24 protein-coding genes are annotated in these 26659 nt (G+C 58.7%); 2 read left to right on the top strand and 22 right to left on the bottom strand.

Annotated elements, in window-relative coordinates; translation table 11 throughout:
- Positions 1-82 precede the first annotated feature (82 nt).
- The 9 genes from ABDX87_RS13970 to gcvA form a co-directional block, all read right to left on the bottom strand.
- Complete coding sequence (locus ABDX87_RS13970; protein WP_346833351.1) at positions 83-1882, bottom strand: FAD/NAD(P)-binding protein; 1800 nt, start codon at positions 1880-1882, stop codon at positions 83-85.
- Positions 1873-2880 carry a 2,3-diaminopropionate biosynthesis protein SbnB gene (gene sbnB / locus ABDX87_RS13965; protein WP_346833350.1) on the bottom strand — a complete coding sequence of 336 codons (1008 nt, stop codon included), beginning with the start codon at positions 2878-2880 and terminating at the stop codon, positions 1873-1875. The genes ABDX87_RS13970 and sbnB overlap by 10 nt, the downstream gene beginning before the upstream one ends.
- Complete coding sequence (gene sbnA / locus ABDX87_RS13960; RefSeq protein WP_346833349.1) at positions 2873-3892, bottom strand: 2,3-diaminopropionate biosynthesis protein SbnA; 1020 nt, start codon at positions 3890-3892, stop codon at positions 2873-2875. The genes sbnB and sbnA overlap by 8 nt, the downstream gene beginning before the upstream one ends.
- Positions 3889-5247, bottom strand: a complete 1359-nt coding sequence (locus ABDX87_RS13955) for a SidA/IucD/PvdA family monooxygenase (protein ID WP_346833348.1) — start codon at positions 5245-5247, stop codon at positions 3889-3891. Before ABDX87_RS13955 ends, sbnA begins: the two co-directional genes overlap by 4 nt.
- A 53-nt stretch (positions 5248-5300) precedes the next feature.
- The gene (locus ABDX87_RS13950; RefSeq protein ID WP_346833347.1) at positions 5301-6248 is read right to left on the bottom strand and encodes an ABC transporter substrate-binding protein; all 948 of its coding nucleotides are present in this window, start codon (positions 6246-6248) and stop codon (positions 5301-5303) included.
- Complete coding sequence (locus ABDX87_RS13945; RefSeq protein ID WP_346833346.1) at positions 6245-7369, bottom strand: NAD(P)/FAD-dependent oxidoreductase; 1125 nt, start codon at positions 7367-7369, stop codon at positions 6245-6247. The genes ABDX87_RS13950 and ABDX87_RS13945 overlap by 4 nt, the downstream gene beginning before the upstream one ends.
- A 15-nt stretch (positions 7370-7384) precedes the next feature.
- On the bottom strand, positions 7385-8893 hold the full coding sequence (locus tag ABDX87_RS13940) for a methionine--tRNA ligase (protein WP_346833345.1): 1509 nt from the start codon (positions 8891-8893) through the stop codon (positions 7385-7387).
- Positions 8893-9336 carry a cupin domain-containing protein gene (locus ABDX87_RS13935; protein WP_346833344.1) on the bottom strand — a complete coding sequence of 148 codons (444 nt, stop codon included), beginning with the start codon at positions 9334-9336 and terminating at the stop codon, positions 8893-8895. The genes ABDX87_RS13940 and ABDX87_RS13935 overlap by 1 nt, the downstream gene beginning before the upstream one ends.
- A 315-nt stretch (positions 9337-9651) precedes the next feature.
- Positions 9652-10560 carry a transcriptional regulator GcvA gene (gcvA, locus tag ABDX87_RS13930; RefSeq protein WP_346833343.1) on the bottom strand — a complete coding sequence of 303 codons (909 nt, stop codon included), beginning with the start codon at positions 10558-10560 and terminating at the stop codon, positions 9652-9654.
- 157 nt (positions 10561-10717) lie between these two features.
- Here gcvA and ABDX87_RS13925 point away from each other — a divergent pair, with 157 nt between their 5' ends.
- Together ABDX87_RS13925 and ABDX87_RS13920 are read left to right on the top strand one after the other, a co-directional pair.
- Positions 10718-11641: a DMT family transporter gene (locus tag ABDX87_RS13925; protein ID WP_346833342.1), complete on the top strand. Its 924-nt coding sequence runs from the start codon at positions 10718-10720 to the stop codon at positions 11639-11641.
- 190 nt (positions 11642-11831) lie between these two features.
- Entirely contained in the window at positions 11832-12752 is a 921-nt protein-coding gene (locus ABDX87_RS13920) for a LysR substrate-binding domain-containing protein (RefSeq protein ID WP_346833341.1), read from the top strand.
- 201 nt (positions 12753-12953) lie between these two features.
- Here the strand turns inward: ABDX87_RS13920 and ABDX87_RS13915 are convergent, their stop codons facing one another.
- From ABDX87_RS13915 to atpE, 13 genes are all read right to left on the bottom strand, one after another.
- Positions 12954-14048, bottom strand: coding sequence for an alkene reductase (locus ABDX87_RS13915; protein ID WP_346833340.1), 1095 nt, complete (start codon positions 14046-14048; stop codon positions 12954-12956).
- A gap of 39 nt (positions 14049-14087) precedes the next feature.
- Positions 14088-15497, bottom strand: a complete 1410-nt coding sequence (locus tag ABDX87_RS13910; RefSeq protein WP_346833339.1) for an NAD-dependent succinate-semialdehyde dehydrogenase — start codon at positions 15495-15497, stop codon at positions 14088-14090.
- A 96-nt stretch (positions 15498-15593) separates the two neighbouring features.
- Entirely contained in the window at positions 15594-16403 is an 810-nt protein-coding gene (locus ABDX87_RS13905) for a helix-turn-helix transcriptional regulator (protein WP_346833338.1), read from the bottom strand.
- 194 nt (positions 16404-16597) lie between these two features.
- Positions 16598-18433, bottom strand: a complete 1836-nt coding sequence (gene glmS, locus ABDX87_RS13900) for a glutamine--fructose-6-phosphate transaminase (isomerizing) (protein WP_346833337.1) — start codon at positions 18431-18433, stop codon at positions 16598-16600.
- A gap of 11 nt (positions 18434-18444) precedes the next feature.
- Positions 18445-19212, bottom strand: coding sequence for a DeoR/GlpR family DNA-binding transcription regulator (locus tag ABDX87_RS13895; protein WP_346833336.1), 768 nt, complete (start codon positions 19210-19212; stop codon positions 18445-18447).
- 189 nt (positions 19213-19401) lie between these two features.
- Entirely contained in the window at positions 19402-20769 is a 1368-nt protein-coding gene (glmU, locus tag ABDX87_RS13890; protein ID WP_346833335.1) for a bifunctional UDP-N-acetylglucosamine diphosphorylase/glucosamine-1-phosphate N-acetyltransferase GlmU, read from the bottom strand.
- A gap of 124 nt (positions 20770-20893) precedes the next feature.
- Complete coding sequence (locus ABDX87_RS13885; protein WP_081564627.1) at positions 20894-21319, bottom strand: F0F1 ATP synthase subunit epsilon; 426 nt, start codon at positions 21317-21319, stop codon at positions 20894-20896.
- A 44-nt stretch (positions 21320-21363) separates the two neighbouring features.
- Complete coding sequence (gene atpD / locus ABDX87_RS13880) at positions 21364-22740, bottom strand: F0F1 ATP synthase subunit beta (protein WP_062386203.1); 1377 nt, start codon at positions 22738-22740, stop codon at positions 21364-21366.
- A gap of 28 nt (positions 22741-22768) precedes the next feature.
- The gene (gene atpG, locus ABDX87_RS13875; protein WP_110951681.1) at positions 22769-23629 is read right to left on the bottom strand and encodes a F0F1 ATP synthase subunit gamma; all 861 of its coding nucleotides are present in this window, start codon (positions 23627-23629) and stop codon (positions 22769-22771) included.
- 50 nt (positions 23630-23679) lie between these two features.
- The gene (gene atpA, locus ABDX87_RS13870) at positions 23680-25224 is read right to left on the bottom strand and encodes a F0F1 ATP synthase subunit alpha (RefSeq protein ID WP_074757406.1); all 1545 of its coding nucleotides are present in this window, start codon (positions 25222-25224) and stop codon (positions 23680-23682) included.
- Between the two features lie 21 nt (positions 25225-25245).
- Entirely contained in the window at positions 25246-25782 is a 537-nt protein-coding gene (locus ABDX87_RS13865) for a F0F1 ATP synthase subunit delta (RefSeq protein WP_346833334.1), read from the bottom strand.
- A gap of 12 nt (positions 25783-25794) precedes the next feature.
- Positions 25795-26265 (bottom strand): F0F1 ATP synthase subunit B, encoded by a 471-nt coding sequence (locus tag ABDX87_RS13860; RefSeq protein ID WP_062386210.1) that lies wholly within the window; start codon positions 26263-26265, stop codon positions 25795-25797.
- Positions 26266-26322: 57 nt separating this feature from the next.
- The gene (gene atpE, locus ABDX87_RS13855) at positions 26323-26580 is read right to left on the bottom strand and encodes a F0F1 ATP synthase subunit C (protein ID WP_002555987.1); all 258 of its coding nucleotides are present in this window, start codon (positions 26578-26580) and stop codon (positions 26323-26325) included.
- Between the last annotated feature and the right edge of the window lie 79 nt (positions 26581-26659).

Raw genomic sequence — 26659 nt, 5'->3', positions numbered from 1 at the left:
CACTCCGTATTCGTCCGGATGCTGCCCAGAGCAAGCTCGCTCCCACAGAGGAAAGGGGCCTCAGCAAGGCTGCGATTAACTTTCAAGCAGTGACCGCCATACCCAGCATCTCCCGCGCTATCCGGTCAGCATCCACGAACGCCCTCGAGTAACTGCCTGATGAAGGCACATAGTGATTGTAATACGTCGCGCCTTCGACGATGGGGCCGGTTATCCACAGATTCGGCTGTGCCTTGCCGTGACTGTCGACGAAGGGCGCTTCACCGTTGCCGTTGACGCTGTGGATAATTCCGCTTTCGCGGAGTTGACGGATGATGCGCGGCTGCGAGGCGGTCGTGCGGTTATCGCTGACGTGGGCTTGGATTACCGCGTCGAGCACTAACACCTGTCCATCGTCGAGCGTGACTGAAACGTCTGACGTGCTGGCGCTGTGGATAACCTTTGAGCCATGCACCCACTGCAGAACGCCCGCCTGAGCCAACGCCAGCAACTCCTGATGACGTTCCTTTTGAGGGCCGGCGACCATGCGATTGACCAGCGGCGCGTATTCGTTGAAGAAAATCCGGTGAGACTCAGGCGTCAGGCCCTGGTTATCCACAACGCGACGCAATTGTTCACGGCAGCTCCTCCACACCTCCACTGCAGCTTTGATCGGGCTGTGATCGAGATCGAGAATGCTCTCCTTCACATCGTTTTCAATGAAGGCTTTGACCCACCTTGAATAATTATCCACAGGCGCCTTCAGGTACCGAGGGTTAAAGGCACTGTCTTCCAGCATGGGCACAGCAAACCGCTGCGCCAGCTCAGCCGCTTTGGTCTGGATTTCGCCCATCAGAAAAGCGTTGGCGATCTCGGATTTGATTCTCAAGGAGGACTCGCCCTGGAGCGCTGCAATCATGCCGAAGTATTCAGCCAGCATTTCAGCTTTGAGCAGCGGCAGGACCTGGGCTTCGAAGTCCAGCCCCTGTGGGTTTTCAGCGCGCAGATCAGCAACCGCCGACAAGGTAAAGATCAGCGGCGAACCGCCCACACGGTGTGGCGTGATGTCCGGCCGGGTCCGGTATGGCAGGCCACTGCGTGAATACATGAACAGGCGGGGTTCCTGGCCAGAAGCCCGATAATGCAAGCCTTCAGGCGCTTGCACAAACTGCCCGCCTCTACCGACCGTCAGGCCCGCCACAGCATCCATCGCGGACAACCCGAGCCCTTCGATACCGACCGCATCTGTGGACGAAATCCCTTCCAGCGCATAGGGCTGTGGATAAGCCTGAAAGCTTTTTGTAAGACCGTTGGAAATGTTCACCGGCAGAGCACTTTCGGCGTGCCCGACCGTTATCAGCAACCAATCAACCGGGTGTTTTTGAGCGCCTGTGTACAAGACAAACCCGCCCAGATCGGTGTGTTCAACGTTATCCACAACCCGGGCATGATGTTTCACCCGCACGTTCGTTGGCAGGGAACGGATCACCTCTTCATACGTCCAGGCGAGGTATTCCCCGAGCCACGCCCGAGGGAGGAATGCGTTGGGCTGCACAGTTCGCTCTGCGGACTTGAAACGCAGGCACCATTGGTAAAAGTCAGGCCCTTGGCGGCCACTGAAACCACCGAGCGCAGCCTGATCGGGAAACATCGAGATCTGAGACGCCACGGTGTTGAGCATCAAATACTCCGGCTGCTCCACCGAATGCAGGCCCGGACCGGGTCGATGGGGATCGAACAGATTGATCTCGATGCGTCGCTCGCCGGTGCCCGCCAATGCACACAAGCGCTCCAGCACCGTCAGCCCGCGAGAACCGCAGCCGACGATACCGATCTTGATGGCAGGCTTCTGCTTGCCGTCCACAGCCAGTCTTTCCGTTGGCAGCGCGGTGCTCAGTTCCATCTCAGTGTTTCTCCAAAGAACGAATCAATGGCAACAGCGCGTGACTCAGCCAGCGCGGTGTCGACGATGAATTTGCTCAGCGCCAGGTCCAGCACACCCAGGCCGAACGGCGAGAAGATCGACGCTTTGCCAGGGTCGAGCGTGACCTCACCGCGAATCAGGCCCGCGAGGGTGCCATTCATGAAGTCGCGGTTTCCGGTAAGTTGCTCGGCCAGATTGGGTGAGGTGTTGGCCTTCATGCAGTGCTCGACGTCATCGCACAGGTTGTTGGCCGCAAGAAGCAATTGCGGCGCGATGTCACGCAACGAAATGTTCAGCACGACCTGACCGGCTCGGAAACCCATCGGCGGCTTGACGTACGGCTCGCCAGCAGTGGTGGCGAAGATCACCAGATCGGCGGCAAGCACTTCTTCCAGCGACCCGCCGCGGGCTGTGCATAAGTCGATCTGTTCGACATACGCCGTGAGCGCTTTGGCCGAAGCATCATCGAAATCGTGCACGAGGGCGTGCCCGATTTTCCAGTTTTCCACAGCCAGCATTCGCGCAATGTTGCGTGCGATGACACCCGCGCCGACAAATCCTACGGACGCAGCCTTGTGCGACTGACCGTTGAGCCAGTAAGCGCCCGACACAGCCGAAGCAGCCGTTCTGACCGCGCTGATCTGCGCGCCTTCCAGGCATGCATAGGGATAACCCGTCTCGCGGTCGTTGAGGATCACCACCGCCGAAGCACGAGGTTTCTGCTGCGCCACGTTGCCCGGAAAACTCGAAATCCATTTGATGCCCGCCACCGCGTCGTCGCCCTCAAGGGACGCAGGCAGAGCGATGATCCGGTTGGCGGGTTGCTGTGGAAAACGCAGGAAATAGCTGTCCGGGTTGAGGGTCTGGCCGTCGTGATGCTGCAGGTACACCTGCTCGACCCGCGCCACCATGGTGTGGGACTGGCTGTCGAGAATGTCCTTGATTACCGCCCCCGGAATGACATGAAAATCAGACATTCAGCGCTTCTCCTTCGAAGGTGTGAACGTAGTTTTTCAGGTAGCGGCTAATGGGTTGCGAGCTCAGCGCCGCCAGCTCGGTGCGGCCGAACTTCTGCATCACCCATTCGTCGTTGTAGATCGTTTCCAGATAGCGCTCGCCGGCGTCCGGAGAGATCGCCACGATCACGGCGTCTTTGGGAATCCCCAGCGAGGGCGCTGCCAAGCCGGCGACCACGGTGCCGGTCGAGCCTCCTGCCAGGACGCCATTGGACTTGGCCAGCCAGCGGCACATGGCGACCGTGGCGCGCTCGTCCACCACTTGCTGTTTGTGCAGATGATTGGCGCGGAAGATCGGCGGCATCTGGCTGGAACCCAAGCCAGGAATGAACCGCTTGCCCGGCGCCTGACCGAACGTCACCGATCCCGTGCTGTCCACGGCAATGATCTTGGTCCGCGGCGAATGCTTGCGGAAATACTGCACGCAGCCCATCAACGTTCCGGTGGTGCCGGCGCCGACCACCAGGTAGTCCAGGGCCGGAAAGGCGATATGGATCGATCGCGCCGTTGTCAGTTCGTGGGTGCGCGCGTTGGCCGGATTGCTGTACTGGTTGAGCCACAAGTAGCGAGGGTCGCGGGCAACGGTATCGCGGATGTAACGAATGCGCGTTCCGAGGTAGCCATCGTTGTCGTCACGCTCGGTGACGATGACGATCTTCGCGCCAAACGCTTCCATCATCTTGATGTTGTGCAGGTTGGTATTGGGATCGACCACGCAGCAGAACGCGTAACCACGTTCGGCACAGATCATAGCCAGCGCCACGCCGAGGTTGCCCGAGGACGATTCGATGAGCACCGTGTCCTTGTGGATAAGTCGACGCTCGGCGTAGGAGTCGATCAAGCCGATGGCGGTTTTCATCTTGATCGAGCCCGCCGGGTTGCAGGACTCGAGCTTCAAATGCAGGTTCTCGAAACCCAGCCCCTTGAGGCGAACGAAATTCGAATCGCCAACGATGTGAGAGATGTAATTCATGGCCGTGCCTCGACGCGTACCGACCTGGATCGCGCCGGGTGCGCGACCACGGGCGCCAGTTGCCGTGGTTGGGTCGCCAGGAGCGCATCGGTCAGTTGCTGGGCCCGCAGCGCCACCATCGAAAACGACTGCGCATCGCTGATGCCGTGAGTCTTTTCAGACGTGCCGTTGGCGAGAATCTGCACGCCTTCGCTGTTCTGCAACCCAACGCGGTAGTGGCGATCCACGGCCAGGGTCCCGTCCTCGTCGCGCAGCAGCCACGGTTGCAGCAACGTCAACAACGGCGGCACCGCCAGTTGTTCGTAGCCCGTACCAAGCACGATGCCGTCGACATACAACGTGGTTTCCAGACCGGTGTTGCTGTCACGCAGCACCACCGAGTAGGCATCACCGACTTTTTCCACAGACACCACGTCGGACCAGGTGTGAAGATTCAGACGCTGATGCCCACTCACCTCACCTTCGTACATGAATGAGTACAAGGCCTGACTCTCGTCGGCGTCGATGCCTGCATAGTTGGTCGAACGAATCTCGTCGAACACCTTGCTGCGACGCGCGGGCTCCAGCTCATGGAAGTAATCCACCTGTTCGGGCAGGAACGCCATGTTGGGAAACTGCCCCAACTGACCGACGCGGAAACCCACGCCTCGGTGTACCGAATGCACTTGGGTGGTCGGCGCGGCGCCCAGCAGATGCGCCACGGCCTCACCCGCGCTTTGGCCTGAGCCCAGCACCAACCAGCGCTGGGCAATGGGGCCGCCGCCCAGATGAATGTTCTTGAGGTATTGCGAGGTGTGGAACACGCGGCCACCCAGATGAGCGCTGAACGCTTCAGGAATTCTCGGCAGGCTGCCGTGGGACAGCACCAGACGCTTTGTGCGATAGGTGCCTTGAGCGGTCACCACATCGACAGCGCGCAAAATGCCTTTTTCCGCGACGGGCAATACGTCGAGCACGCCTTCGTCGTAGGACACATAGTCCTTCAACTGTGCGGCAACCCAACCGATGTAGTCGGACCATTCCACTCGACTGGCCGGACGACCCAACAACCCGAATTTGTACAGGCGCCCTTTTTCTTTCAGGTACATGGCAAACGAGAAGCGGCTGCGCGGGTTACGCGGGGTCACCAGGTCACGAAACACATGATGGTTGATGTCGGTGCCCGCCAGCAGAAACGCGCCATGCCAGGTCGAATCGCGGCCTTTTTCGAAAAACCTTACGCGCGCAAACGGCTTCTTGCCGTTGTCCTCTGCCTCGTCTTCCAGCGCACAGGCCAGCGCGATACCGGCGGGACCGAAGCCGACCGACACGACGTCCAGCTCCTGACGCAAACCCTCGATTTCAAACTGATTCATGGTGGTTCTTCCTGAAAGGTTTAAAGACTTGGCGAGCCGTGGATCGGCTCGATTCAACTCAGCAGACGTCGCTCATGGACGTGCTCGTCGGTGTAGACCCACAGCGAAACCCGGGCGTGATCGTTCTCCCCGTTGCTGAAACTGATAGGGCCGGCAGGCGTGGAAAACTGTTCATAGCGCAGCGCATCGAGCAGCCCGCCGCGTTGACGAGCCGCCAGATCCACCAGCGAAAACGCCGCCAGCGTTTCAATGGCGTAGACCGGTGCTTGCTCGCCATAGAGGCGCTGATAAACCAGGTCGACTGACTGCGCTTCAGGCAGATCACTGGCCACCGGGAAGCTGACGACATAGACGGTCCCGGGGTGTGCCAATCCCGCGACCAGCGCAGGCGACGCCGCATCGTCGGTAAACAAAAGGGGTAATCCACAACCCGATGCCCGGTTTTCCACAAGGAACTGGCGGCTGGCTTTCAAGCGACCGCAAAATACCAGGGCGTCGGCATCTGCACTGTCGTTTACCAACTCGACTGTGGATAACTTCGCTGCGGTTTGAAGTTCGCGTAACTGTTGCTGCCCATGAAGACTCGGATCGGCGAACAGCGCGAGTCTTACGAGACCTTGAGTTTCGGCAAATGCCAACAGGCGCCTGGCGAGCACACGGTCGGACGCGCACACCCTGAACGTGGTGCGGCCGTCTTCGGTCAGCGCGGCACAGGTGGACGCCGGAAGAATCAAGGGAATGCCTGCCTGTGCATAACTTTCCACCACGGCGGCCGCCGATTCGGAGGCGAAGTGGCCGATCACTGCATCGACTTTCGCATCGATGAAATACCTTGCCGCCGCCCTTCCTCCTTCGGCACTGGCGCCATCATCAAAGTAAAAATGCCTCGCCGTGCGCACGTTGCTGAACAAATGGCTGGAGAGGTAAACGCCCCGCAGGAAACTGCGTGCATGCAAGGTGGTACCGACGTCCAGCGCCGCACAGATTCCAAGGCGCATCATGACAAGGCGACCTCGGTAAATCGCGACGGGCAGAAGGCTTGCATGATGGTGCGATGGCCGGCGTCCATCGACGTGCCGGACATCAACCCACCCAACTCGAATGCCAGCAGCTCGGCGACGCTCGGCGCCATCTTGAAGCCGATGCCGCAGAACCCTGTCGCGAGGTAGACATGGCTTTTGCTGGAGGAACGGCCAATCAACGGGCGTCCATCATCGGTGTAGGCGTCCCAGGCGATCTGGGTCACGACGGGCGTGCAGTGATGTTTGTCGTAACCCAGCCTGGCCACGCGTTCCATCACATCCTGCTCGTTGTCCATCAACGACAGGTTCAACTGACTCGCATGCGCCGCGCGTTGACGCCGTTGACCGCCGACTTGCATCAGACTGCGTCCGAGCGGCAGCAGATAGGTATTGAGGTGATGCGCAATGACCGGCATGCTCGGCGCCTGGTCGCAGCCCAGGCGGGTGTACGGGATGGTGCGCGCATGCACCGCCCCATGAGGCCGCGCCAGCGGCCCGTCAGCGCCGCAGGCATCAACGATCCACGTGGCCTCCAGGCACAATTTGCCCGCGTGAACCTGCACATGCCCATCGAGCTCGACGCAGCGGTCAACCGCCAGATGATCCAGGAACGTCGCCTTTTCGCTGACGTAGCGGCACAGATTGGACACCGTGACCCGCGCATCGACCATGCCGCCATTGCGCTCGATGAGCAGGCATTCGTCCGGACAGAACGCTGAAAAACGTCCGTTATCCAACGCACTCACGGACGCGTGCAACTCGACGTTCTGAGTGCCTTCAGTGCCCACGGCATCCAGATACTGGCCACACACCTCGGAGCTTGCGATGTAAGCGACACCGGTGCGCTTGAGCGCCTGTTCGAATAACGCATGAACAATGCCGGTGCTGCCATGGTGCGCCCCGCGACGGGTGAGCGGACGCAGTTCAGGGTCAAGCTCCAGGCCTCTAACGATGCCACCGGTATCGCGCGTCGCGCCCTGACCGCCGCCGATGCCCTTCTCCATAAGTGCAACGTCCAGGCCGTTCTCGACCAGCGCCGCAGCAATCGAGGCGCCCATGACACCGGCGCCGATCACGATCACATCGAATGAGGTTTTCATCAGCGGCCTCCCTGATCAGATCTCGTATTCCACGGCGCTGACGTACACCAGCTGTTGAAACACTTCGTTCTCGGTGAAACGGCAGTAGCGCAAAATCTGCCGGGCCAGGTCCGGAAACACCGGCGCGCCAATGGCACCGATCAACGCCATGTACGGCAAAATCCGTTTGCCGAGCAGTTGGCGATCACGGGCCGCGTTGATCACGTCGGACAGCAACACGGCCAGACCTTTCATGGTGAAGTGATCCACCGATGTGACCTCGAACCAGCGCGCAACGAGGATCTTGATCGCCGCAGCATCCGCCGATGTCACCTTCAGGCTGTCGCCGTCGACACGCTCGCGCTCGGCCTGTGCAGCCAACTTGACCAGCACTTCGTTGAAGGTCTCTTCGCGCCAGGCGGCGAATTTCTCCACGTCGAAGTCATCGGTGTCCTGTTCGGGCGCGATCAATGCCAGGTAGAACCGAGCGCTGTCGGTGCAGGCTTCGTCAACCAGGTCGCGAGCCCAGATCGCATAGTTGCGGCTGGTGGACAGGTTCTTGCCATTCAGGGTGAGGAACTGGTTGGTGTAGAAGGTCTGACGCATGCGGTAGCCATGCATGGTCTGCAGCAGCGATGGATACACCATCATGTGGCTGAAGGCGCAGTCATAGCCCAGGAAATGCACCATCCGGCCCTTGCCAGAGCGGCAGTACTCGTCGTATTCCCACGGCGCGTGCTTGTGCTCGTTGAGGTATTCGCGGAAGGCCCCCAGGTAGCCGGACAACCCCATCACCCATGTGTGGATACGCCGACTGCCATCGGGTTTAAGGTCCAGACCGCCGTCGTGAGGACGGGTGATCGCCCAGTCCAGCGGACCCAGCTCGAACTCTTCGTTCAGAAAGCGACGAATGAACGGGCGCAGCGGCGCGTGCTCAAAGCTGCTCTTGAGGTGATTACGGAAGTTGGACAGCGCCAGAAACTCGCGCTCCACTGGCCGCCAGATCATTTGCGAGGCGCAGAGTTTGCAGTGGAAGTTGCTCATCTTCGGGGCATTGGGCGTGTGCGCGCATTCTTCGCACTGGCTCGCATCGGAGTCCGAGCCGCAGTAGTCGCAGTTACCACGACCGAACGCCTCGTAGCCCCATTTGTCACAGTGCTCGCAGTAAGGTTCCTGGCTGACTTTCTTGTAAATGGCACCCGCCTTCACCGCGTACTCGTACATTTCCTCCACAGCTTTCTTGAAGTAATTGTTGCGGTACGGACGCATCCAGAAATCGACCTCGATCCCCATTTTTTTCAGGGTGTCGTTGATCTTGTCGGTGTTCTCCAGCGCCAGCTCCTGCGGCGCGCGGTCCAGTTCGATGCCTCGGCGCAGCATGTACGATTGATAGTCGTCCGAGTAGGACACCAGCGTGCAGTCATGACCCCGCTGACGTTGCGCGCGCGTGAAGATATCGGCGGCCAGGAAAGGACCGGCCATGTGACCGATGTGCAGGTCGCCGTTAGGTGTGGGCGGCGTGATGGTGACCAGTAACTTGCCCATCACGAAGCCCTCTGTTCGGACACGTCGTGTACCGTCGCCTTTTGCAGCGCAAATGCGTTTGAAGCCACGGCTTGCTGAGCGTCTTCATCGAGGAAGCGGTTGGCTGAATCGCGATCCCACCAGACCACATAAAAGTGGAAGTCTTCGTCCGTGTCATTCAACACGTAGTGATCGGTGTGTTTGGGGATGGCGGCGATATCGCCCATGGTGAACGGGTACGTCTGATCGCCGACCACCAACTTGGCTGTCCCTTTTATCCCGATAAAGAACTCTTGATCGATCTGGGTATGCGACAACGATTTAGTGTGCGGGCGCACGACGCACCAGCCGCCGCCGATGGGCGTCGGATAACCGTCCCACGGCAGCAATCGGGAACCGTCCAGATCATATTCATGAACCAGTTTGTCCCAGGCCATGGGGCGAAAAATTTGAAAGTCAGTCATGAAGTTCTCCTTCAACCCGGAGCATTTCTGCTCGTTGTTTATCGGCGTACGCCCGTGCAGCACAACGCCGTTGAGTTGAGGGATAAGCTGAAGAAAATCGCAGGAGGGAGCAAACAAGAAATACGCAATTACCGGTTAAGTTTGACTTAACTCAACATTGCTTAATCATCTGACTTATCAATGGATTAGGTGTGTTTTGGGTGGGTCTTGATCCATCGATCGACACTGAAGCAGGGCTTAACTGCCCCAAAAAAACGAATAAAAAAGCAGACAGCATGATGCCCGTAAGCGTGGTGCGCTCTGAGAGGCAGGTAATCAGCGCGTCGTGAATTCGCGCTGGCTGGCGACGGCCTGTGAGACCAGCCAGTCCCTGAATTGCCGGCTGGACTTAGGCAGGATGGCGGTCTCGTCATACACCAGGTAGTACGCGATCGGCGTGTCGATGGTCGCGCGAAAGGGAACCACCAGACGGCCTGAGGCCAGTTCCTCGCGGATCAACGAGCGACGCACCAGCGCAATCCCCATGCCCGCCAGGGCCGCTTCGATCACGCCGTTGGAATCCACAAAAACCGACCCTTTGTGCACCGCGGCTTCGGCATCCTCGATCCCCACCGCCCTGAGCCACAAGGCCCAGTCTTCGCGGTGCTCATCGTGGAGCAGGTTGTAGTTCTTGAGATCGATGGGGGACGACAGAAAACGCGAATCCGGCAACAGACTTGGGCTGCACACCGGCTGTAGACGGTCATTGATCAGCATCTCAACCTCAAGCCCTGGGTACCGACCCAGGCCGTGACGCACGGCAAAGTCCACGCCGTCACCGAGTAGGTCAACCAGCCGGTTGGTGGTGCTGATCAGCACTTCGATACCGGGACAGATGGCCTGGAAATCAGGCAAGCGCGGCAGCAGCCACTGCATCGCAAAGCCGCTGGTGCAGCTGACCGTGATGGTATTGGGGCCGTTATCGCTCATCAGACGCTGGGTCGCGTCGGATATCTGTCCGAGTGCCGGGCGAATGGCGCGCAGGTAAATCTTGCCTTCCGGGGTCAGCTCCAGGCGCTTGGTGTTACGGATGAACAACGTGACGCCGACCGCCTTTTCAAGCTTGGCAATCTGTTGGCTGATGGCTGCTGGAGTGACGAAAAGCTCGCCCGCCGCGCTTTTCATGCTGGCGTGACGCCCCGTCGCTTCAAAACACAACAACGCGTGCAGGGGCGGGAATTTCATGCCGGTCCTCAGTTAAGAAAATCTAATGTGCTTAAGAAAAGCTCGCTTGAGCACGCCTTCAGACACTGCTCAAATCATCACACCCTGACTCGGCGAGCGTCAATCTACACCTTCCGGGTCGTTTTGTTGAATGCAGTAGATTCAGGAAGAACGTCTCATGAGGCCATCGGATTATGTTCGGCTACTGCTCCTCGCCGCGATCTGGGGAGCAAGCTTTCTGTTCATGCGTGTAGCGGCTCCCGTACTGGGCGCATTACCCACGGCATTCTTTCGTGTGCTGCTCGGCGCGATCGGCTTACTGGTGATCCTCGCCATCCTCAAGACGCAGCATGACTTTCAGGGCAAACTCAAAGCCACGATGGTACTGGGCGTTATCAATTCCGGTATTCCGTTCCTGATGTACAGCATGGCGGCCATGTTGTTGCCAGCGGGTTACTCCGCCATTCTCAACGCCACAACGCCACTGATGGGCGTGTTGATTGGCTCGATGTTCTTCAACGACACTCTGACGCCCAAGAAAGCAGCGGGTGTTTTCATTGGCCTGTTGGGGATCACGTTGCTGACCACGACCGGTCCGATGACCTTTACCACCACCGTGGTGATGGGCGCGCTGGCTTGCCTCGTCGCCACCAGTTGCTATGGCGCAGCAGGTTTCCTGACACGTCAATGGATCGCCGACAAAGGCGGCCTGGATGCCAAACTGGTCGCATTCGGCAGTCAGGTCGGTGCCACTCTGTTCCTAGCGCCGTTCTTCGCGATTTCGACCACCGTTAATCCGCCCGCCAGTTGGGGTGACTCCACCGTCTGGCTATCGCTGGCGGCCGTTGGTTTCATCTGCACCGCGTGTGCCTACATCCTTTACTTCCGCTTGATCGCCGACATCGGCCCGGTCCGCTCCCTCACCGTGACCTTCCTGATTCCACCGTTCGGCGTGCTGTGGGGCGTGATGTTCCTTGATGAACACCTGTCCGCCGGCCACCTCTACGGCGGCGGCCTGATCTGTCTGGCCGTGTGGTTCGTGCTCAGCAAGAGCAAGCCCAAGCCGGTGCAATCAACGCAGGACTCGCCTGCCGCCACCTGATTTCACTTATCCACAGATGAACCCAAAACGCAGTTGTCTGGTGGCGCTAACCAGACGGGGCCCGGCCGTGCCCGCTTTTTCTTCTCGGCCATGGGACAAGAACCGTTTTAGGACGTACCGAGATGGCTACACGATCAGACGCATTGACCCTTTGGCTGACTGGCAGTGACATGTGGGCGGAGTATGCGCAATGAGCAGAGCGATCCCGTTGATTGCCCTTCGCACCTTCGTCGAGGTGTGCAAGGTCGGCAGTATGAAACGTGCAGCAGACCATCTGTGTGTTTCCCCGGCCGCCATCAGCCAGCAGATCAAGGGCCTGGAAGACCAGATCGGCAAGCGCCTGTTCGAGCGCGACGCCAAGGGCATTCAGCTCACGGCCAGCGGCCGCAGCCTGTTCGACGAACTGTCCGACACCTTCGACGTCATCGAAAAAGCCTGGTCGGGTGCAGCGCTTAAACAACCTCGGCAAACCCGGCTGGCCATTGGCACAACGTCTACCATCGCAAGCTCCTGGCTGATCCCCGCGCTGAGTGACTTCAAAGAGCGCTGCCCCACCATCGAAATCTCGATCCAGATCTGCAACGGCCTTTCGGACCTCAAGCACGGGCATGTGGATATCTCCATTCAGCGGGAAATGGCCAGCAGTCCGGATAATCACGCCACCCGCTTGTGGTCCTCTTACCTGATCCCCGTCTGCAGCCCGAACTTGCTCACCCAGCAACGGACGATCGAAAGCCCTCAGGATTGCCTGACTTATCCACTGCTGCAGGACACTGAGCGCAATTATTGGAAGGTGTGGATGAATGCCTTCGGCATGGGCAATCGCAAAATGATTCAAGGCTCGAGCTACGGCGACGAGTCCCTGTTGATAAGTGCCGCGTGCGCCGGTCAGGGCATCGCGCTGGTCAACAGCGTCTTCGCTTCCGAAGCCCTGCAATCCAAACGCTTGGTGCAAGTCACCAACGCGACGTCAGAGCTGAAATTCGACTACTTCGTGTACTGCGCCAAGGAACGGCGCGAGGAATGGGCGATTGTGGAATTCATGAACTGGGCGGTGCAGCAGGCGGGCAAATCGGAAGGCAAACGCGTGACTGCCATGCATGCCGCTTGATCGGATCGGAGTTATCAACAGGCGTGAAAGACGTCTCTGTTCGAATAGTGGCTGGGGCAGCAGGTTGCCGCAGATCACCAGCATGGAGGTTTTTTTCTTCAGAGTCGATGAGCGACGGGCGAAGGGTTTGCAGGCGCATGAAATAGCCGTCGCATGGGCGACGGCTTGGGATGGAGCGCGGATTAACGAGGGGATGCGACGTCAGCCCATTGCCGGCCAGTCTGAATAACCCGTGGCGTCGCCGCCGTACCAATAGACTTTTGGCGCTTCCGCCAGCGGCGCTCCGCTGGCCAGGCGGTAGATCAGGTCAGGGTTGGCGATGAAAGGACGACCAATACTGAACAAATCAGCGTCGCCCGCCGCCAGCGTTTGCTCGGCCAGATCCAGCGTGTACTGGTTGTTAGCAATATAGGCACCGCTGAAACGCTGCCGCAGTTCGGCAAAGTTGACGCCATTGACCTCTTCGCGGCTCAGTTGAGTAACGCCCTCTATTTCATGGATGTACAGAAGCCCAAGGTCTGACAGCGCGGCAACATAGGCACCAAAGGTGACCATGGTGTTGCTGTCCAGCGGTGTTTCGCCGGGCGTGGTGGTCACCGGAGAGATGCGGATACCGACACGGTCGGCACCCCACACGTCGATCACTGCCTGGACCACCTCCAGAGGAAAGCGCAGACGGTTTTCCAGCGAGCCGCCATACCGATCCGTTCGAACATTGGTGCTGTCACGCACGAACTGCTCGAGCAGATAGTTGTTCGCCGAATGCACCTCCACACCATCAAAGCCGGCCACTTTGGCGTTTTCAGCGGCACGGCGATAATCCTCGACGATCAGCGGGATTTCAGCGGTTTCCAGTGCCCGTGGCGTGACGAAATCTTTCATGCCTTCGTGCACCCGGATCTGTCCGTGAGGCTTGATCGCCGATGGCGCAATGGGAAGATCGCCATTGTGCATATCGGGGTGCGACATGCGTCCGGTGTGCCAAAGTTGCAGGAAGATCTTGCCGTCCTGGCGATGCACTGCCTCGGTCACGCGCTTCCATGCAGCGATCTGCGCTTCGGTCCAGATCCCCGGGGTTCGCGTATAGCCCCGAGCCTGGGCGGAAATATTGGTTGCTTCCGTCACAATCAGCCCGGTACTCGCCCGCTGGGCGTAATACTCAGCAACGTAGTCAGGTTGAACACCGGCATCGTCCGCGCGGCTGCGGGTCATCGGCGCCATCACAATTCGGTTCTTCAGTTGCAGTCCGCCCAGTTTGACGGGCTGCAGGATTGGGCTTGCGAAACGATCACTCATGATTTTTCTCTCTGCCATTCAGACACGTTACGGAGGTGTTCAGTCAATGCTCTTGGCCCATACGGCCTGCGCATTGGTGAATTCCCGCAAGCCAAAATGCGAGAGCTCGCGACCGTAACCGCTCTTTTTCACGCCACCCACCGGAATACGGGCGTTGGTTGCAGGGAAGCCATTGATGAAGACACCACCCGTTTCCAGCCGACGCGCAATGCGTTGTGCGCGATCCATGTCCTGGGTCCACAGGCTGCCACCCAAACCGTAATCACTGGTGTTGGTCAGAACGATGGCGTGCTCGGCATTGTTGGCGACGGTTATCGCTGCGACGGGGCCGAACGTTTCTTCGTCGAATGCGGCCATGCCAGGCTGGACGTTAGCCAGCACCGTTGGCTCGTAGAAATTGCCTGGGCCTTCAATCTTCTTGCCGCCGAGCAGCAAGGTTGCGCCAGCGGCAAGGGTGCGCTGTACCTGACCGTCGAGCTCATCGCGCAAATCGCCGCGAGCCATTGGCCCGACATTGTTGGCGCTGTCCAGCGGGTTACCAACTTTCAGCTGCTTCACCGCCTCGACAAACTTGCGGGTGAATTCCTCGGCAATCGGCTGCTCGACAATAAAACGCTTGGCAGCCAGACAGACCTGTCCAGCATTCTGAAAGCGCGCTTCAACCGCAGCCTTCACGGCCAGGTCGATGTTGGCGTCGGCCAGCACGATAAAGGCATCGGAGCCGCCCAGTTCCAGAAGACTCTTTTTGAGCGCCTTGCCCGCTGTAGCCGCGACGGCAGAACCGGCGCGCATGCTGCCCGTCAACGTCACACCTGCGATGCGTGGATCTTCGATGGTGCGAGCGACGGTGTCGTTATCAGCGATCAGGTTGACGAACAGACCTTTGGGAAAGCCTGCGGCCTCATAGGCGTCCTGCAGGGCATAGGCCGAGCCCATGACGTTCGGCGCATGCTTGAGCATGAAGCCGTTACCCGACAGCATGATCGGCCCCGACGCGCGAATCACTTGCCACAGCGGGAAATTCCAGGGCATCACCGCCAGCACGGTGCCGATCGGCAAGAAGGAAACGTGCACCTCGTCGTCACCGTCTACGTTGACAGGCTCATCGGCCAGGATCGCCGGGCCGTTGTCGGCAATCCAGTCGATGGTCGCCGCACACTTCTCAACTTCAGCCCGTGCAGAAGCGAGCGTTTTACCCATCTCAGCGGTGATCAGCCCAGCGATGATGTCCGAACGCTCGCGCAGGACAGCGGATAGCCGACGGTAGGCTGTGACACGTTCGCGCATCGGTGTGGCACGCCACAAGCGAAAGGCAGCGGCGTTTACGTCCAGCAGTTGCTCGACTTCGCTCTGTGTCTGAAACGGGTAAGTGGCGATCAGTTCACCGGTCGCAGGGTTACGCGACGTGGCAAAGGCAGGGAGGGTCGAAGTTGCGTTCGGGTTGCTCATCGGTATCACCTCGTTGGCGGTGGAGCAGCGCGGTTTGCGCTGCGATGACCGTCACTCTAGGTAAGCCCGACAGGGCCAGGAAGGCGTGTTGTTATCCTATGACCGGGAGTCATAGGCAGTGTGTCGAGGGATGTAAGTGACCAGCGAAAGATCCGGCCGTCCCTCCGGCGTCAGAGCTACGTAGGTGAAATCGATGTAACCGCTGACCGGGTGCAGCAGACGCTTTCGCCCTTCGTCGAAGCCTTTGACTTCCGTATCCTGCCACCACTCGCGGAACTCCGGGCTCAGCGCCGACAGCTCATCGATGAGGCTGTCGAACGGCGCCTTGTCCTGCGCCAGCGCACGTGAAGCGCGAAACGCGCTGATCATTCCCCGCGCCATCTGCTCCCACTCCAGGATCACGGTTCGATAAGGGATATAGAGGAACAACAGGCGCAGCGTATTGCGCTCATGAGGCTGCAACGAACCGTAGTCGACAAACAGATCGGCGATGGCGTCGTTCCACGCCAGGATGTCGAGTCGAGCGTTACGCACGTAAGCTGGAATGGGATTGATCGCCCGCACGAGCATTTCCAGCCCTGCGCTGACCCCGCCGCCGGTCTCGGCCTGAGGTGCTTCGAGTGAGGACAACGCAAACAGATGCGCGGACTCTACTCGATCAAGCTTGAGCACTTTCGAGATGCGTCGCAACGCGTCGGGAGACGGCTGAATATCCCGGCCCTGCTCCAGCCAGGTGTACCAACTGACGCTGACCCCTGCCAACACCGCCACTTCCTCGCGGCGCAATCCCGGCGTTCGCCTGGGTCCTTCGGGCAGGCCAAAATCCTTAGGCTCAAGGCGAGCGCGTCGGCTGGAGAGAAACTTACCGAATTCGCGTCGTTGTTCTACAGAAGGTCTGCTAGCCATAACGCCCTCGGGGCCCAGTTTCGGTCAATCGTTCTGAAGCGTTCCGTTATAGCGCTTAAATTTGCGGGGAGAAACCGGTGATGGCGTTTCTTGAGGTGGGGACAGGGCGGTGGGACCGAACGTGAAGACTGTCGCCGATCAATTTATCGCTGACCGGCGACCGCTTTGATTCTCGGAAACTCGCTGTGGATAACTTATTCCACCGTCACCGACTTCGCCAGGTTGCGCGGCTGATCCACGTCCGTACCTTTAAGCACGGCCACGTAGTACGAGAGCAGTTGCAGCGGGACGGTGTACAGAATCGGCGCCAGGGCATCGATGATGTGCGGCATCGAGATGACGTGGGTGCCTTCGCCGTTGTTGAGGCCGGCTTGTTCGTCAGCGAAGACGATCAACTCGCCGCCACGGGCGCGGACTTCCTGCAGGTTCGATTTCAGCTTTTCCAGCAATTCGTTGTTTGGCGCCACGGTCACGACGGGCATGTCGCTGTCGACCAGCGCGAGCGGGCCGTGTTTGAGCTCGCCTGCGGGATAGGCTTCGGCGTGGATGTAGGAGATCTCCTTGAGCTTCAGGGCACCTTCCATCGCGACCGGGAATTGCGCGCCGCGTCCGAGGAACAGCGTGTGGTTCTTCTCGGCGAACAATTCGGCCACTTTCTCAACGGTGCTGTCCATCGCCAACGCTTCGCCCAGACGGGTTGGCAGGCGACGCAGTTCTTCAACCAGCTCAGCTTCAACGCCAGCAGCCAGCGTGCCTTTGACCTGACCCAGCGACAGGGTCAGCAGCATCAGCGCAACCAGCTGTGTCGTGAATGCCTTGGTGGAGGCCACACCGATTTCAGGGCCGGCTTGCGTCAACAGGGTCAGGTCGGATTCACGCACCAGCGAGCTGATGCTGACGTTGCAGATCGCGAGGCTCGCGAGGAAGCCCAGTTCTTTGGCGTTGCGCAGTGCGGCCAGGGTATCGGCGGTTTCGCCAGACTGCGAAATCGACACGAACAGCGTGTCCGGCTGGACCACGACCTTGCGGTAGCGGAATTCGCTGGCAACTTCGACCTGGCAGGGAATGCCAGCCAGACTTTCAAGCCAGTAACGCGCAACCATTCCGGCATGATAACTGGTGCCGCAGGCAACGATCTGTACGTTGCGCACTTTGGCGAATAGCTCGGCCGCTTGTGGGCCGAACGCCTGAACCAGCACCTGCTCCTGACCCAGACGGTTTTCCAGCGTGCGTTGCACGACTTTGGGCTGCTCGTGAATTTCCTTGAGCATGAAGTGGCGGAACTCACCTTTGTCAGCGGCTTCGGCGCCTTCGCGGTACTGCACGATTTCTCGCTCCACCGAAACACCGGCAGCGGTCCAGATCTGCACGCTGTCACGGCGAATCTCGGCGATGTCACCCTCTTCCAGGTACATGAAGCGGTCGGTCACCTGACGCAGGGCCAATTGATCGGAGGCCAGGAAGTTCTCACCCAGACCCAAGCCAACCACCAGCGGGCTTCCGCTGCGCGCAGCGACCAGACGATCAGGTTGTTTCGCGCTGATGACCGCCAGGCCATAAGCACCGTGCAGTTCTTTAACGGTTGCCTTGAGCGCTGCGGTCAGATCAGGCGTGTCCTGCATCTTGTGGTGAAGCAAGTGCACGATGACTTCGGTGTCGGTATCGGAGGTGAACAGATAGCCGAGGCTTTTCAGTCGATCGCGCAGCGGCTCATGGTTTTCGATGATGCCGTTGTGGACAACGGCCAGTTCGCCGCTGGAAAAGTGTGGGTGCGCGTTGTGCTCCAAAGGCGCACCGTGCGTGGCCCAACGGGTGTGGGCAATACCCAGACGGCCAACCAGCGGTTCACCCGCCAGCGATTGCTCGAGCTCATTGACCTTGCCGACGCGGCGACGACGCTCCAGCACGCCAGCATTGCTGAACAGCGCAACACCGGCGCTGTCGTAACCGCGGTATTCCAGACGCTTGAGGCCTTCCAGCAGGATGGCGGTGACATTACGTTCAGCGACAGCGCCGACAATTCCACACATGTTTTTTTCTCCTAGGAAACAGCGGCGCAGATCAACGTAACGCCGCGCGCCTGAATGTGATCGCGTGCCTCCTGAGGCAGTCGATCGTCGGTAATAAGGGTGTGGACACTGCTCCAGGGCAGTTCCAGATTGGGAATCTTGCGACCGACCTTGTCGGCCTCGACCATCACGATCACTTCACGAGCAACCTCGGCCATCACTCGGCTGAGTCCCAGCAGTTCATTGAAAGTCGTGGTGCCGCGCATAAGATCAATGCCATCGGCGCCAATGAACAACTGATCGAAGTCATACGAACGCAGCACTTGTTCGGCGACCTGGCCTTGGAACGACTCGGAATGCGGGTCCCAGGTGCCGCCAGTCATCAACAGCACCGGTTCGTGCTCCAGTTCCCCGAGAGCGTTGGCAACATGCAAGGAGTTGGTCATGACAACGAGACCCGGCTGCTGACCGAGCTCCGGAATCATGGCAGCGGTCGTGCTGCCGCTGTCGATGATGATTCGGGCATGCTCTCGGATGCGCTTCACCGCAGCGCGAGCAATGGCTTGCTTGTATCGGGACACCGGCTGACCCGGTTCGCCGATTAACTCTTGGGGCATGGGGACCGCCCCGCCGTATCGGCGCAGCAACAAGCCGTTGCTTTCGAGTGCAGCCAAGTCCTTACGAACCGTAACTTCGGAAGTCTCGAAACGTTTAGCCAGCTCGTCGACGCTCACCTCGCCCTGTTCATTGAGCAACGCAAGGATATTGTGACGACGTTGAGGGGTATTACGCTTTGACATGCTGACCCGTAAGTTTCGTTTCGAAAGATAACGAAGCGAATAAAAACCTATCGAAAGATATTCGTCAAGGGGATCGATGTTTTTTCTGGATTGGCCGACGACAGTGAATAACTCAAAGCGTGGCACAGGGGGACTGAATCAGGCCTGAACGTGTGCTGGCAGTCAGGCCTGATTCAACTGTGGATAACTTCAGTGTTTCTTGGTTTTGACCGGGCGCTTCCACCCATCGATGTTACGTTGGCGTGCGCGGGCAACCGCCAGCTGCTCTGCTGCGACGTTTTGAGTGATGGTCGAACCAGCTGCAGTCGTTGCCCCGGATGAGATATCCACAGGCGCGACCAGCGAGTTGTTCGAACCGATGAACACGTCTTCGCCCAGCACGGTCTTGTGCTTGTTGGCGCCGTCATAATTGCAGGTGATCGTCCCTGCACCGATGTTGGTGCGCGCGCCGATGACTGCATCCCCCAGATAGGCCAGATGACCGGCCTTGGCGCCCTCGCCCATCTCCGCGTTCTTCAGTTCAACGAAGTTACCCACATGTGACCGAGCGCCCAAGACGCTTCCTGGACGTAGCCGGGCGAAAGGACCTGCATCTGCCGCTTCACCAACGATGGCGCCTTCAAGGTGACTGTTGGCCTTGATGATCGCGCCTTTGCGCAGCGTGGTGTCCTTGATCACACAGTTCGGGCCGATGGACACGTCGTCTTCGATGATTACGCGCCCCTCAAGGATCACGTTGATATCGATGGTGACATCGCGTCCCACCGTGACATCACCGCGCACATCAAAGCGGGACGGATCGCGCAACGTCACGCCAAGCGCCATCAGGCGGCGTGCCTCACGCAGCTGATAGTGACGCTCCAGCTCGGCGAGCTGCTTACGGTCATTGGCACCCTGCACTTCCATTGGGTCGTGTGGCTGGGCCGTGGCGACAACCAGGCCGTCGTTCACCGCCATTGCGATCACGTCAGTCAGGTAGTACTCGCCTTGGGCGTTGTTGTTCGACAGACGCCCCAGCCAATCGGCCAGACGCTTGCCCGGCACAGCCAGAATCCCGGTGTTACCTTCCTTAATGGCTTTCTGAGAGTCAGTGGCGTCCTTGTGCTCGACGATGGCGCTGACGTTGTTTTGCGCGTCACGCACGATGCGACCGTAGCCTGTCGGGTCTTCCAGCGACACCGTGAGCAATCCCAACTGCTGATCGTTCACCAGCGTCAGCAGACGCTGCAATGTCTCCACTTCGATCAGCGGGACATCGCCGTACAGAATCAGAACGGTGTCAGCGCTTAACGCCGGCACGGCCTGGGCGACTGCGTGGCCGGTTCCCAGCTGTTTGTCCTGCAAGACAAAGCTCAAATCGTCGGCGGCAAGCTGTTCACGAACCTTATCGGCGCCATGCCCGATCACCACCTGGATGCTGTCAGGCGAAAGCTGGCGAGCACTGTGGATAACATGGCCCAACATAGAGTTACCGGCCACCGGATGCAGCACTTTAGGAAGAGCGGAACGCATGCGAGTGCCCTGACCCGCGGCAAGAATGACGATATCGAGAGACATGAGGGATTCCAGGCGAACGAGCCGCAGCGTGAGCCGGGCTGATGATTCAGGAGAAAGAGCCGAAAAAAGAAAAAGGGTAGCCGAGGCTACCCTTTTACTCAATCGCGCATGAAAGGCGCCGGCCTTAGCCGCCGAACTTCTTGCGAATTTGCTGAACGGTGCGCAGCTGAGCCGCGGCCTCCGCCAGACGTGCAGCAGCAGACCCGTAGTCGAAATCTGCGCCTTTTTCGTTCAGGGCGCGCTCGGCTGCCTTTACGGCTTCCAGAGCAGAGGCTTCGTCCAGGTCGGCAGCGCGTTGCACGGTATCGGCAAGCACTTTGACCATGTTCGGTTGAACCTCAAGGAAACCACCGGAGATGTAAAACACCTCGGCTTCTCCACCCTGCTTGATCAGACGGATCGGGCCCGGCTTCAGATCAGTGATCAGCGGCGCGTGACCTGGAGCAATACCGATATCACCCAGGTTACCGTGTGCAATCACCATCTCGACCAGACCGGAGAAAATCTCTCCTTCCGCGCTGACGATATCGCAATGGACTGTCATAGCCATTTGCTTGCCTCAACCTGATTAGCGCCCGTTGCCGGGCGCCTGGATTACAGTTTCTTGGCTTTCTCGATCGCTTCTTCGATGCCGCCGACCATGTAGAACGCTTGTTCTGGCAGGTGGTCGTACTCACCGGCGAGGATGCCTTTGAAGCCAGCAATGGTGTCTTTCAGGGAAACGTATTTACCCGATGCACCGGTGAAGACTTCAGCCACGAAGAACGGCTGCGACAGGAAGCGCTGAATCTTACGAGCGCGAGATACCAACTGCTTGTCGGTTTCCGACAGCTCGTCCATACCCAGGATCGCGATGATGTCTTTCAGCTCTTTGTAACGCTGCAGAACGTACTGGACGCCGCGAGCGGTGTCGTAGTGGTCCTGGCCGATAACGTTCGGGTCCAGCTGGCGCGAAGTCGAGTCCAGTGGGTCAACCGCCGGGTAGATACCCAGGGAAGCGATGTCACGGGACAGAACGACGGTGGCGTCCAAGTGGGCGAAGGTGGTCGCTGGCGACGGGTCGGTCAAGTCGTCCGCTGGTACGTATACCGCCTGGATCGAGGTGATCGAACCTTCTTTGGTCGAAGTGATGCGCTCTTGCAGCACGCCCATCTCTTCAGCCAGGGTCGGCTGGTAACCTACTGCAGAAGGCATACGGCCCAGCAGTGCGGATACTTCAGTACCGGCCAGTGTGTAACGGTAGATGTTGTCGACGAACAGCAGAACGTCGTTACCTTCGTCACGGAACTTCTCGGCCATGGTCAGACCGGTCAGAGCAACGCGCAGACGGTTTCCCGGCGGCTCGTTCATCTGGCCGTATACCAGTGCCACTTTGTCCAGAACGTTGGAATCCTTCATCTCGTGGTAGAAGTCGTTACCCTCACGAGTACGCTCACCCACACCGGCGAACACGGAATAACCGCTGTGCTCGATAGCGATGTTACGGATCAGTTCCATCATGTTTACGGTCTTGCCGACACCGGCACCACCGAACAGACCGACTTTACCGCCCTTGGCGAACGGGCAAACCAGGTCGATAACCTTGATGCCGGTTTCCAGCAGGTCGTTGCCGCCTGCCTGGTCAGCGAACGAAGGTGCAGGACGGTGAATGCCCCAGCGCTCTTCGGTGTCGATCGGGCCAGCTTCGTCGATCGGGTTACCCAGGACGTCCATGATCCGGCCCAGAGTCGCTTTACCGACCGGTACGGAGATGGCTGCGCCGCTGTCGATAACGTCCAGACCGCGCTTCAAGCCTTCGGTGGAACCCATCGCAATGGTACGAACTACGCCGTCGCCCAGCTGCTGCTGAACTTCCAGGGTAGTTTCCGCGCCTTGTACTTTCAGCGCGTTATAGATGCTCGGTACGCTGTCGCGTGGAAATTCCACGTCGATCACGGCGCCGATGATTTGAACGATACGTCCGCTACTCATTAGCTGGATCCTCTGAATATTTGAACCGTTAAACCGCGGCAGCGCCGCCGACGATTTCCGAGATCTCTTGGGTGATCGCTGCCTGACGCGCCTTGTTGTAGATCAGCTGCAAATCGCTGATCAGGTCACCGGCGTTGTCAGTGGCGTTCTTCATCGCGATCATCCGCGCGGCTTGTTCAGCTGCGTTGTTCTCGACCACCGCCTGGTAGACCTGCGACTCCACGTAACGGACCATCAAGCCGTCCAGCAGCTCTTTGGCGTCGGGTTCGTACAGGTAATCCCAGTGGTGCTTGAGTTCTTGATCCTGGGTGGCGACCAACGGAATCAACTGTTCGACCGTTGGCTGCTGAGTCATGGTGTTGATGAACTTGTTGGATACCACGGACAGGCGATCAATACGGCCCTCCAGGTAGGCATCCAGCATCACCTTGACGCTGCCGATCAAATCGTTGATCGATGGCTCTTCGCCCAAGTGGCTGATCGCAGCGACGACGTTACCGCCGAAGTTGCGGAAAAACGCCGCACCTTTGCTGCCGACCACGCACAGATCGATCTCTACGCCGTTTTCACGGTTCTTCGCCATGTCCTTGACCAAAGCCTTGAACAGGTTGGTATTCAAGCCACCGCACAGACCACGGTCACTGCTCACCACGATATAACCGACGCGCTTTACTTCGCGATCGATCATGAACGGGTGGCGGTATTCCGGGTTAGCGTTGGCAAGATGACCAATCACCTGGCGGATGCGCTCCGCGTAAGGACGGCTAGCAGCCATGCGCATTTGAGCCTTGCGCATTTTGCTGACCGCCACTTTTTCCATGGCGCTGGTGATCTTTTGCGTGCTTTTGATGCTCGCAATCTTGCTGCGAATCTCTTTTGCGCCTGCCATGTAACACCTATCAGGTTAGCAAGCGGGAGCCTCGCGGCTCCCGCTGCGGCTTACCAGGTTTGGGTGGCCTTGAACTTCTCGATACCGGCTTTGAGGCCAGAATCGATTTCGTCATTGAAGTCACCCTTCACGTTGATCTTCGCCATCAAATCGGCGTGATCGCGGTTGAAGTAAGCAATCAGCGCTTGTTCAAAGCTGCCGACCTTGGCGATTTCGACGTCAGTCAGGAACCCACGCTCAGCGGCATACAGCGACAGCGACATGTCAGCGATCGACATTGGCGCGTATTGCTTCTGCTTCATCAGCTCGGTAACGCGCTGACCATGCTCAAGTTGCTTACGGGTCGCTTCGTCCAGGTCAGATGCGAACTGGGCGAATGCCGCCAGTTCACGGTACTGAGCCAGAGCGGTACGGATACCACCGGACAGCTTCTTGATGATCTTGGTCTGAGCGGCACCGCCCACACGAGATACCGAAACACCGGCGTTCACAGCCGGACGAATGCCGGAGTTGAACATGGCCGATTCCAGGAAGATCTGACCGTCGGTGATGGAAATCACGTTGGTCGGAACGAACGCGGAAACGTCGCCAGCCTGGGTTTCGATGATCGGCAGCGCGGTCAGGGAACCGGTTTTGCCGGTCACTGCGCCGTTGGTGAACTTCTCTACGTACTCTTCCGAAACGCGGGATGCGCGCTCCAGCAGACGGGAGTGGAGATAGAACACGTCGCCTGGGTAGGCTTCACGTCCTGGTGGACGACGCAGCAGCAGGGAAATCTGGCGGTAAGCCACTGCTTGCTTGGACAGATCGTCATAAACGATCAGCGCGTCTTCACCGCGGTCGCGGAAGTATTCGCCCATGGTGCAACCGGCATAAGGAGCCAGGAATTGCAGCGCAGGAGATTCGGAGGCACTGGCGGCCACGATGATGGTGTTGGCCAGAGCGCCGTTTTCTTCCAGCTTGCGAACAACGTTGGCGATGGTCGATTGTTTCTGACCAATTGCTACGTAGACGCAGAAGATGCCGCTGTCTTTCTGGTTGATGATCGCGTCGATCGCCAGAGCGGTTTTACCGATCTGACGGTCACCGATGATCAGCTCACGCTGGCCACGGCCGACAGGAATCATGGCATCGACAGCCTTGTAGCCAGTCTGTACAGGCTGGTCTACCGACTTACGCCAGATAACGCCTGGAGCAACTTTCTCGACCGCGTCGGTCTCGGTGTTGTTCAGAGGACCTTTACCGTCCACAGGGTTACCCAGTGCATCGACAACGCGACCCAGCAGTTCCTTACCAACCGGAACCTCCAGGATGCGGCCAGTGCACTTGGCGCTCATGCCTTCGGCAAGAGAGGTGTATGCGCCCAGTACGACAGCACCCACGGAGTCTTGCTCCAGGTTGAGTGCCATACCGTAGACGCCGCCCGGGAACTCGATCATTTCGCCGTACATAGCGTCGGCGAGACCGTGAATCCGCACGATACCGTCAGACACGCTGACGACAGTGCCTTCGTTACGGGCTTGGGAGGCTACATCGAGCTTGTCGATGCGGCCCTTGATGATTTCACTTATTTCGGAAGGATTGAGTTGCTGCATTGCTCTGCTGCCCCTTCAAACTCAAGATTTCAATGCTTCGGCTAGTTGCGCGAGTTTGCCGCGAACTGAGCCATCGATAACCAGGTCGCCGGCGCGGATGATGACACCACCTATCAGGGCAGCATCCTCCGCAGCGTGCAGGCGCACTTCCCGGCCGAGCCGTGCACTGAGAACCTTGGCGAGTTTGTCTTGCTGTTCTTGGTTCAATGCAAAAGCACTGGTCACATCCACATCTACCGATTTTTCCTGCTCGGCCTTGTAAAGCTCGAACAGTTCGGAAATCTCCGGCAGAAGCTGGAGACGGTCGTTTTCAGCAACGACGTGGATGAAATTCTGTGCCTTGGCATCGAACTTGTCGCCGCACACTTCAACAAAAGTGGCGGCCTTGTCTGCGCTCGTCAGTCGCGGGGCCTTGAGCATGCGCTGCATGGTGTCATCTTGCGACACCGCAGCAGCCAGGCCGAGCATGGCTGACCAATTGGCCAGTTGCTGGTGCGCCTGTGCATGCTCGAAGGCTGCCTTAGCGTAAGGTCGGGCCAACGTGGTCAGTTCTGCCATGATCGCCCTCGCTTAAATTTCTGCAGCCAGTTTGTTAACCAGCTCCGCGTGCGCGTTTTGATCGATTGTGGCACCCAGGATCTTCTCTGCGCCGTTGACCGCCAGGCTACCCAGTTGGGCGCGCAGCGCGTCTTTGACGCCGTTCAGTTCCTGCTCGATCTCGGCCTGAGCCTGAGCCTTGATGCGGTCAGCATCGACACGAGCCTGTTCACGGGCTTCGTCGACAATCTGAGTACCGCGTTTCTTGGCTTGCTCAATGATTTCAGCTGCCTGAGCTTTCGCTTCGCGCAGTTGCTGACCCGCTTTATCTTGGGCCAGCTCCAGGTCGCGAGCTGCTCGTGTAGCAGCGTCCAGTCCATCCGCGATCTTCTTCTGACGTTCGTGCAAAGCCGCGATGACCGGAGGCCACACGAACTTCATGCAGAACAGCACAAAAATGAAGAACGCAACGGACTGGCCAATCAGGGTTGCATTAATGTTCACGCCAACACCTCGCTCGTTCGTTGTCCATCACACCAATCAACTCGAAAATTCGAGCGATTAGCCAGCGAGTTGACCAACGAAGGGGTTCGCAAAAGTGAAGAACAGAGCGATACCAACACCGATCATGGTTACGGCGTCGAGCAGACCAGCCACGATGAACATTTTAACTTGCAGCATTGGAACCATTTCTGGCTGACGCGCTGCGCCTTCCAGGAATTTACCGCCCAGCAGGCCGAAACCGATTGCAGTACCCAGAGCGCCCAGGCCGATCAGCAGTGCAACAGCGATAGCAGTTAGACCAACTACAGTTTCCATCTTTCCTCCCGACTTTTACGTCGTATTGGTTAGGTTTTTTTAGATTAAAGCGGTAAAACAAAATCGTTTTTTACATCAA

The organism is Pseudomonas abietaniphila (assembly GCF_039697315.1).
In the GTDB taxonomy this organism is placed as follows: domain Bacteria; phylum Pseudomonadota; class Gammaproteobacteria; order Pseudomonadales; family Pseudomonadaceae; genus Aquipseudomonas; species Aquipseudomonas abietaniphila_B.
This window is presented reverse-complemented; position numbering and strand designations above follow the sequence as displayed.

Excerpts from the sequence above, each read along its gene's own strand:
- ABDX87_RS13940 (WP_346833345.1), bottom strand. The coding sequence starts at position 8,893 with ATGGGCAAGTTACTGGTCACCATCACGCCGCCCACACCTAACGGCGAC.
- ABDX87_RS13910 (WP_346833339.1), bottom strand. The coding sequence starts at position 15,497 with ATGAGCAACCCGAACGCAACTTCGACCCTCCCTGCCTTTGCCACGTCG.
- atpG (WP_110951681.1), bottom strand. The coding sequence starts at position 23,629 with ATGGCAGGCGCAAAAGAGATTCGCAGCAAGATTGCGAGCATCAAAAGC.
- ABDX87_RS13905 (WP_346833338.1), bottom strand. The coding sequence starts at position 16,403 with ATGGCTAGCAGACCTTCTGTAGAACAACGACGCGAATTCGGTAAGTTT.
- sbnB (WP_346833350.1), bottom strand. The coding sequence starts at position 2,880 with ATGTCTGATTTTCATGTCATTCCGGGGGCGGTAATCAAGGACATTCTC.
- atpE (WP_002555987.1), bottom strand. The coding sequence starts at position 26,580 with ATGGAAACTGTAGTTGGTCTAACTGCTATCGCTGTTGCACTGCTGATC.
- ABDX87_RS13920 (WP_346833341.1), top strand. The coding sequence starts at position 11,832 with ATGAGCAGAGCGATCCCGTTGATTGCCCTTCGCACCTTCGTCGAGGTG.
- ABDX87_RS13885 (WP_081564627.1), bottom strand. The coding sequence starts at position 21,319 with ATGGCTATGACAGTCCATTGCGATATCGTCAGCGCGGAAGGAGAGATT.
- ABDX87_RS13925 (WP_346833342.1), top strand. The coding sequence starts at position 10,718 with ATGAGGCCATCGGATTATGTTCGGCTACTGCTCCTCGCCGCGATCTGG.
- ABDX87_RS13895 (WP_346833336.1), bottom strand. The coding sequence starts at position 19,212 with ATGTCAAAGCGTAATACCCCTCAACGTCGTCACAATATCCTTGCGTTG.
- ABDX87_RS13865 (WP_346833334.1), bottom strand. The coding sequence starts at position 25,782 with ATGGCAGAACTGACCACGTTGGCCCGACCTTACGCTAAGGCAGCCTTC.
- glmU (WP_346833335.1), bottom strand. The coding sequence starts at position 20,769 with ATGTCTCTCGATATCGTCATTCTTGCCGCGGGTCAGGGCACTCGCATG.
- ABDX87_RS13970 (WP_346833351.1), bottom strand. The coding sequence starts at position 1,882 with ATGGAACTGAGCACCGCGCTGCCAACGGAAAGACTGGCTGTGGACGGC.
- sbnA (WP_346833349.1), bottom strand. The coding sequence starts at position 3,892 with ATGAATTACATCTCTCACATCGTTGGCGATTCGAATTTCGTTCGCCTC.
- atpA (WP_074757406.1), bottom strand. The coding sequence starts at position 25,224 with ATGCAGCAACTCAATCCTTCCGAAATAAGTGAAATCATCAAGGGCCGC.
- ABDX87_RS13955 (WP_346833348.1), bottom strand. The coding sequence starts at position 5,247 with ATGAATCAGTTTGAAATCGAGGGTTTGCGTCAGGAGCTGGACGTCGTG.
- ABDX87_RS13950 (WP_346833347.1), bottom strand. The coding sequence starts at position 6,248 with ATGATGCGCCTTGGAATCTGTGCGGCGCTGGACGTCGGTACCACCTTG.
- glmS (WP_346833337.1), bottom strand. The coding sequence starts at position 18,433 with ATGTGTGGAATTGTCGGCGCTGTCGCTGAACGTAATGTCACCGCCATC.
- atpD (WP_062386203.1), bottom strand. The coding sequence starts at position 22,740 with ATGAGTAGCGGACGTATCGTTCAAATCATCGGCGCCGTGATCGACGTG.
- ABDX87_RS13915 (WP_346833340.1), bottom strand. The coding sequence starts at position 14,048 with ATGAGTGATCGTTTCGCAAGCCCAATCCTGCAGCCCGTCAAACTGGGC.
- gcvA (WP_346833343.1), bottom strand. The coding sequence starts at position 10,560 with ATGAAATTCCCGCCCCTGCACGCGTTGTTGTGTTTTGAAGCGACGGGG.
- ABDX87_RS13935 (WP_346833344.1), bottom strand. The coding sequence starts at position 9,336 with ATGACTGACTTTCAAATTTTTCGCCCCATGGCCTGGGACAAACTGGTT.
- ABDX87_RS13945 (WP_346833346.1), bottom strand. The coding sequence starts at position 7,369 with ATGAAAACCTCATTCGATGTGATCGTGATCGGCGCCGGTGTCATGGGC.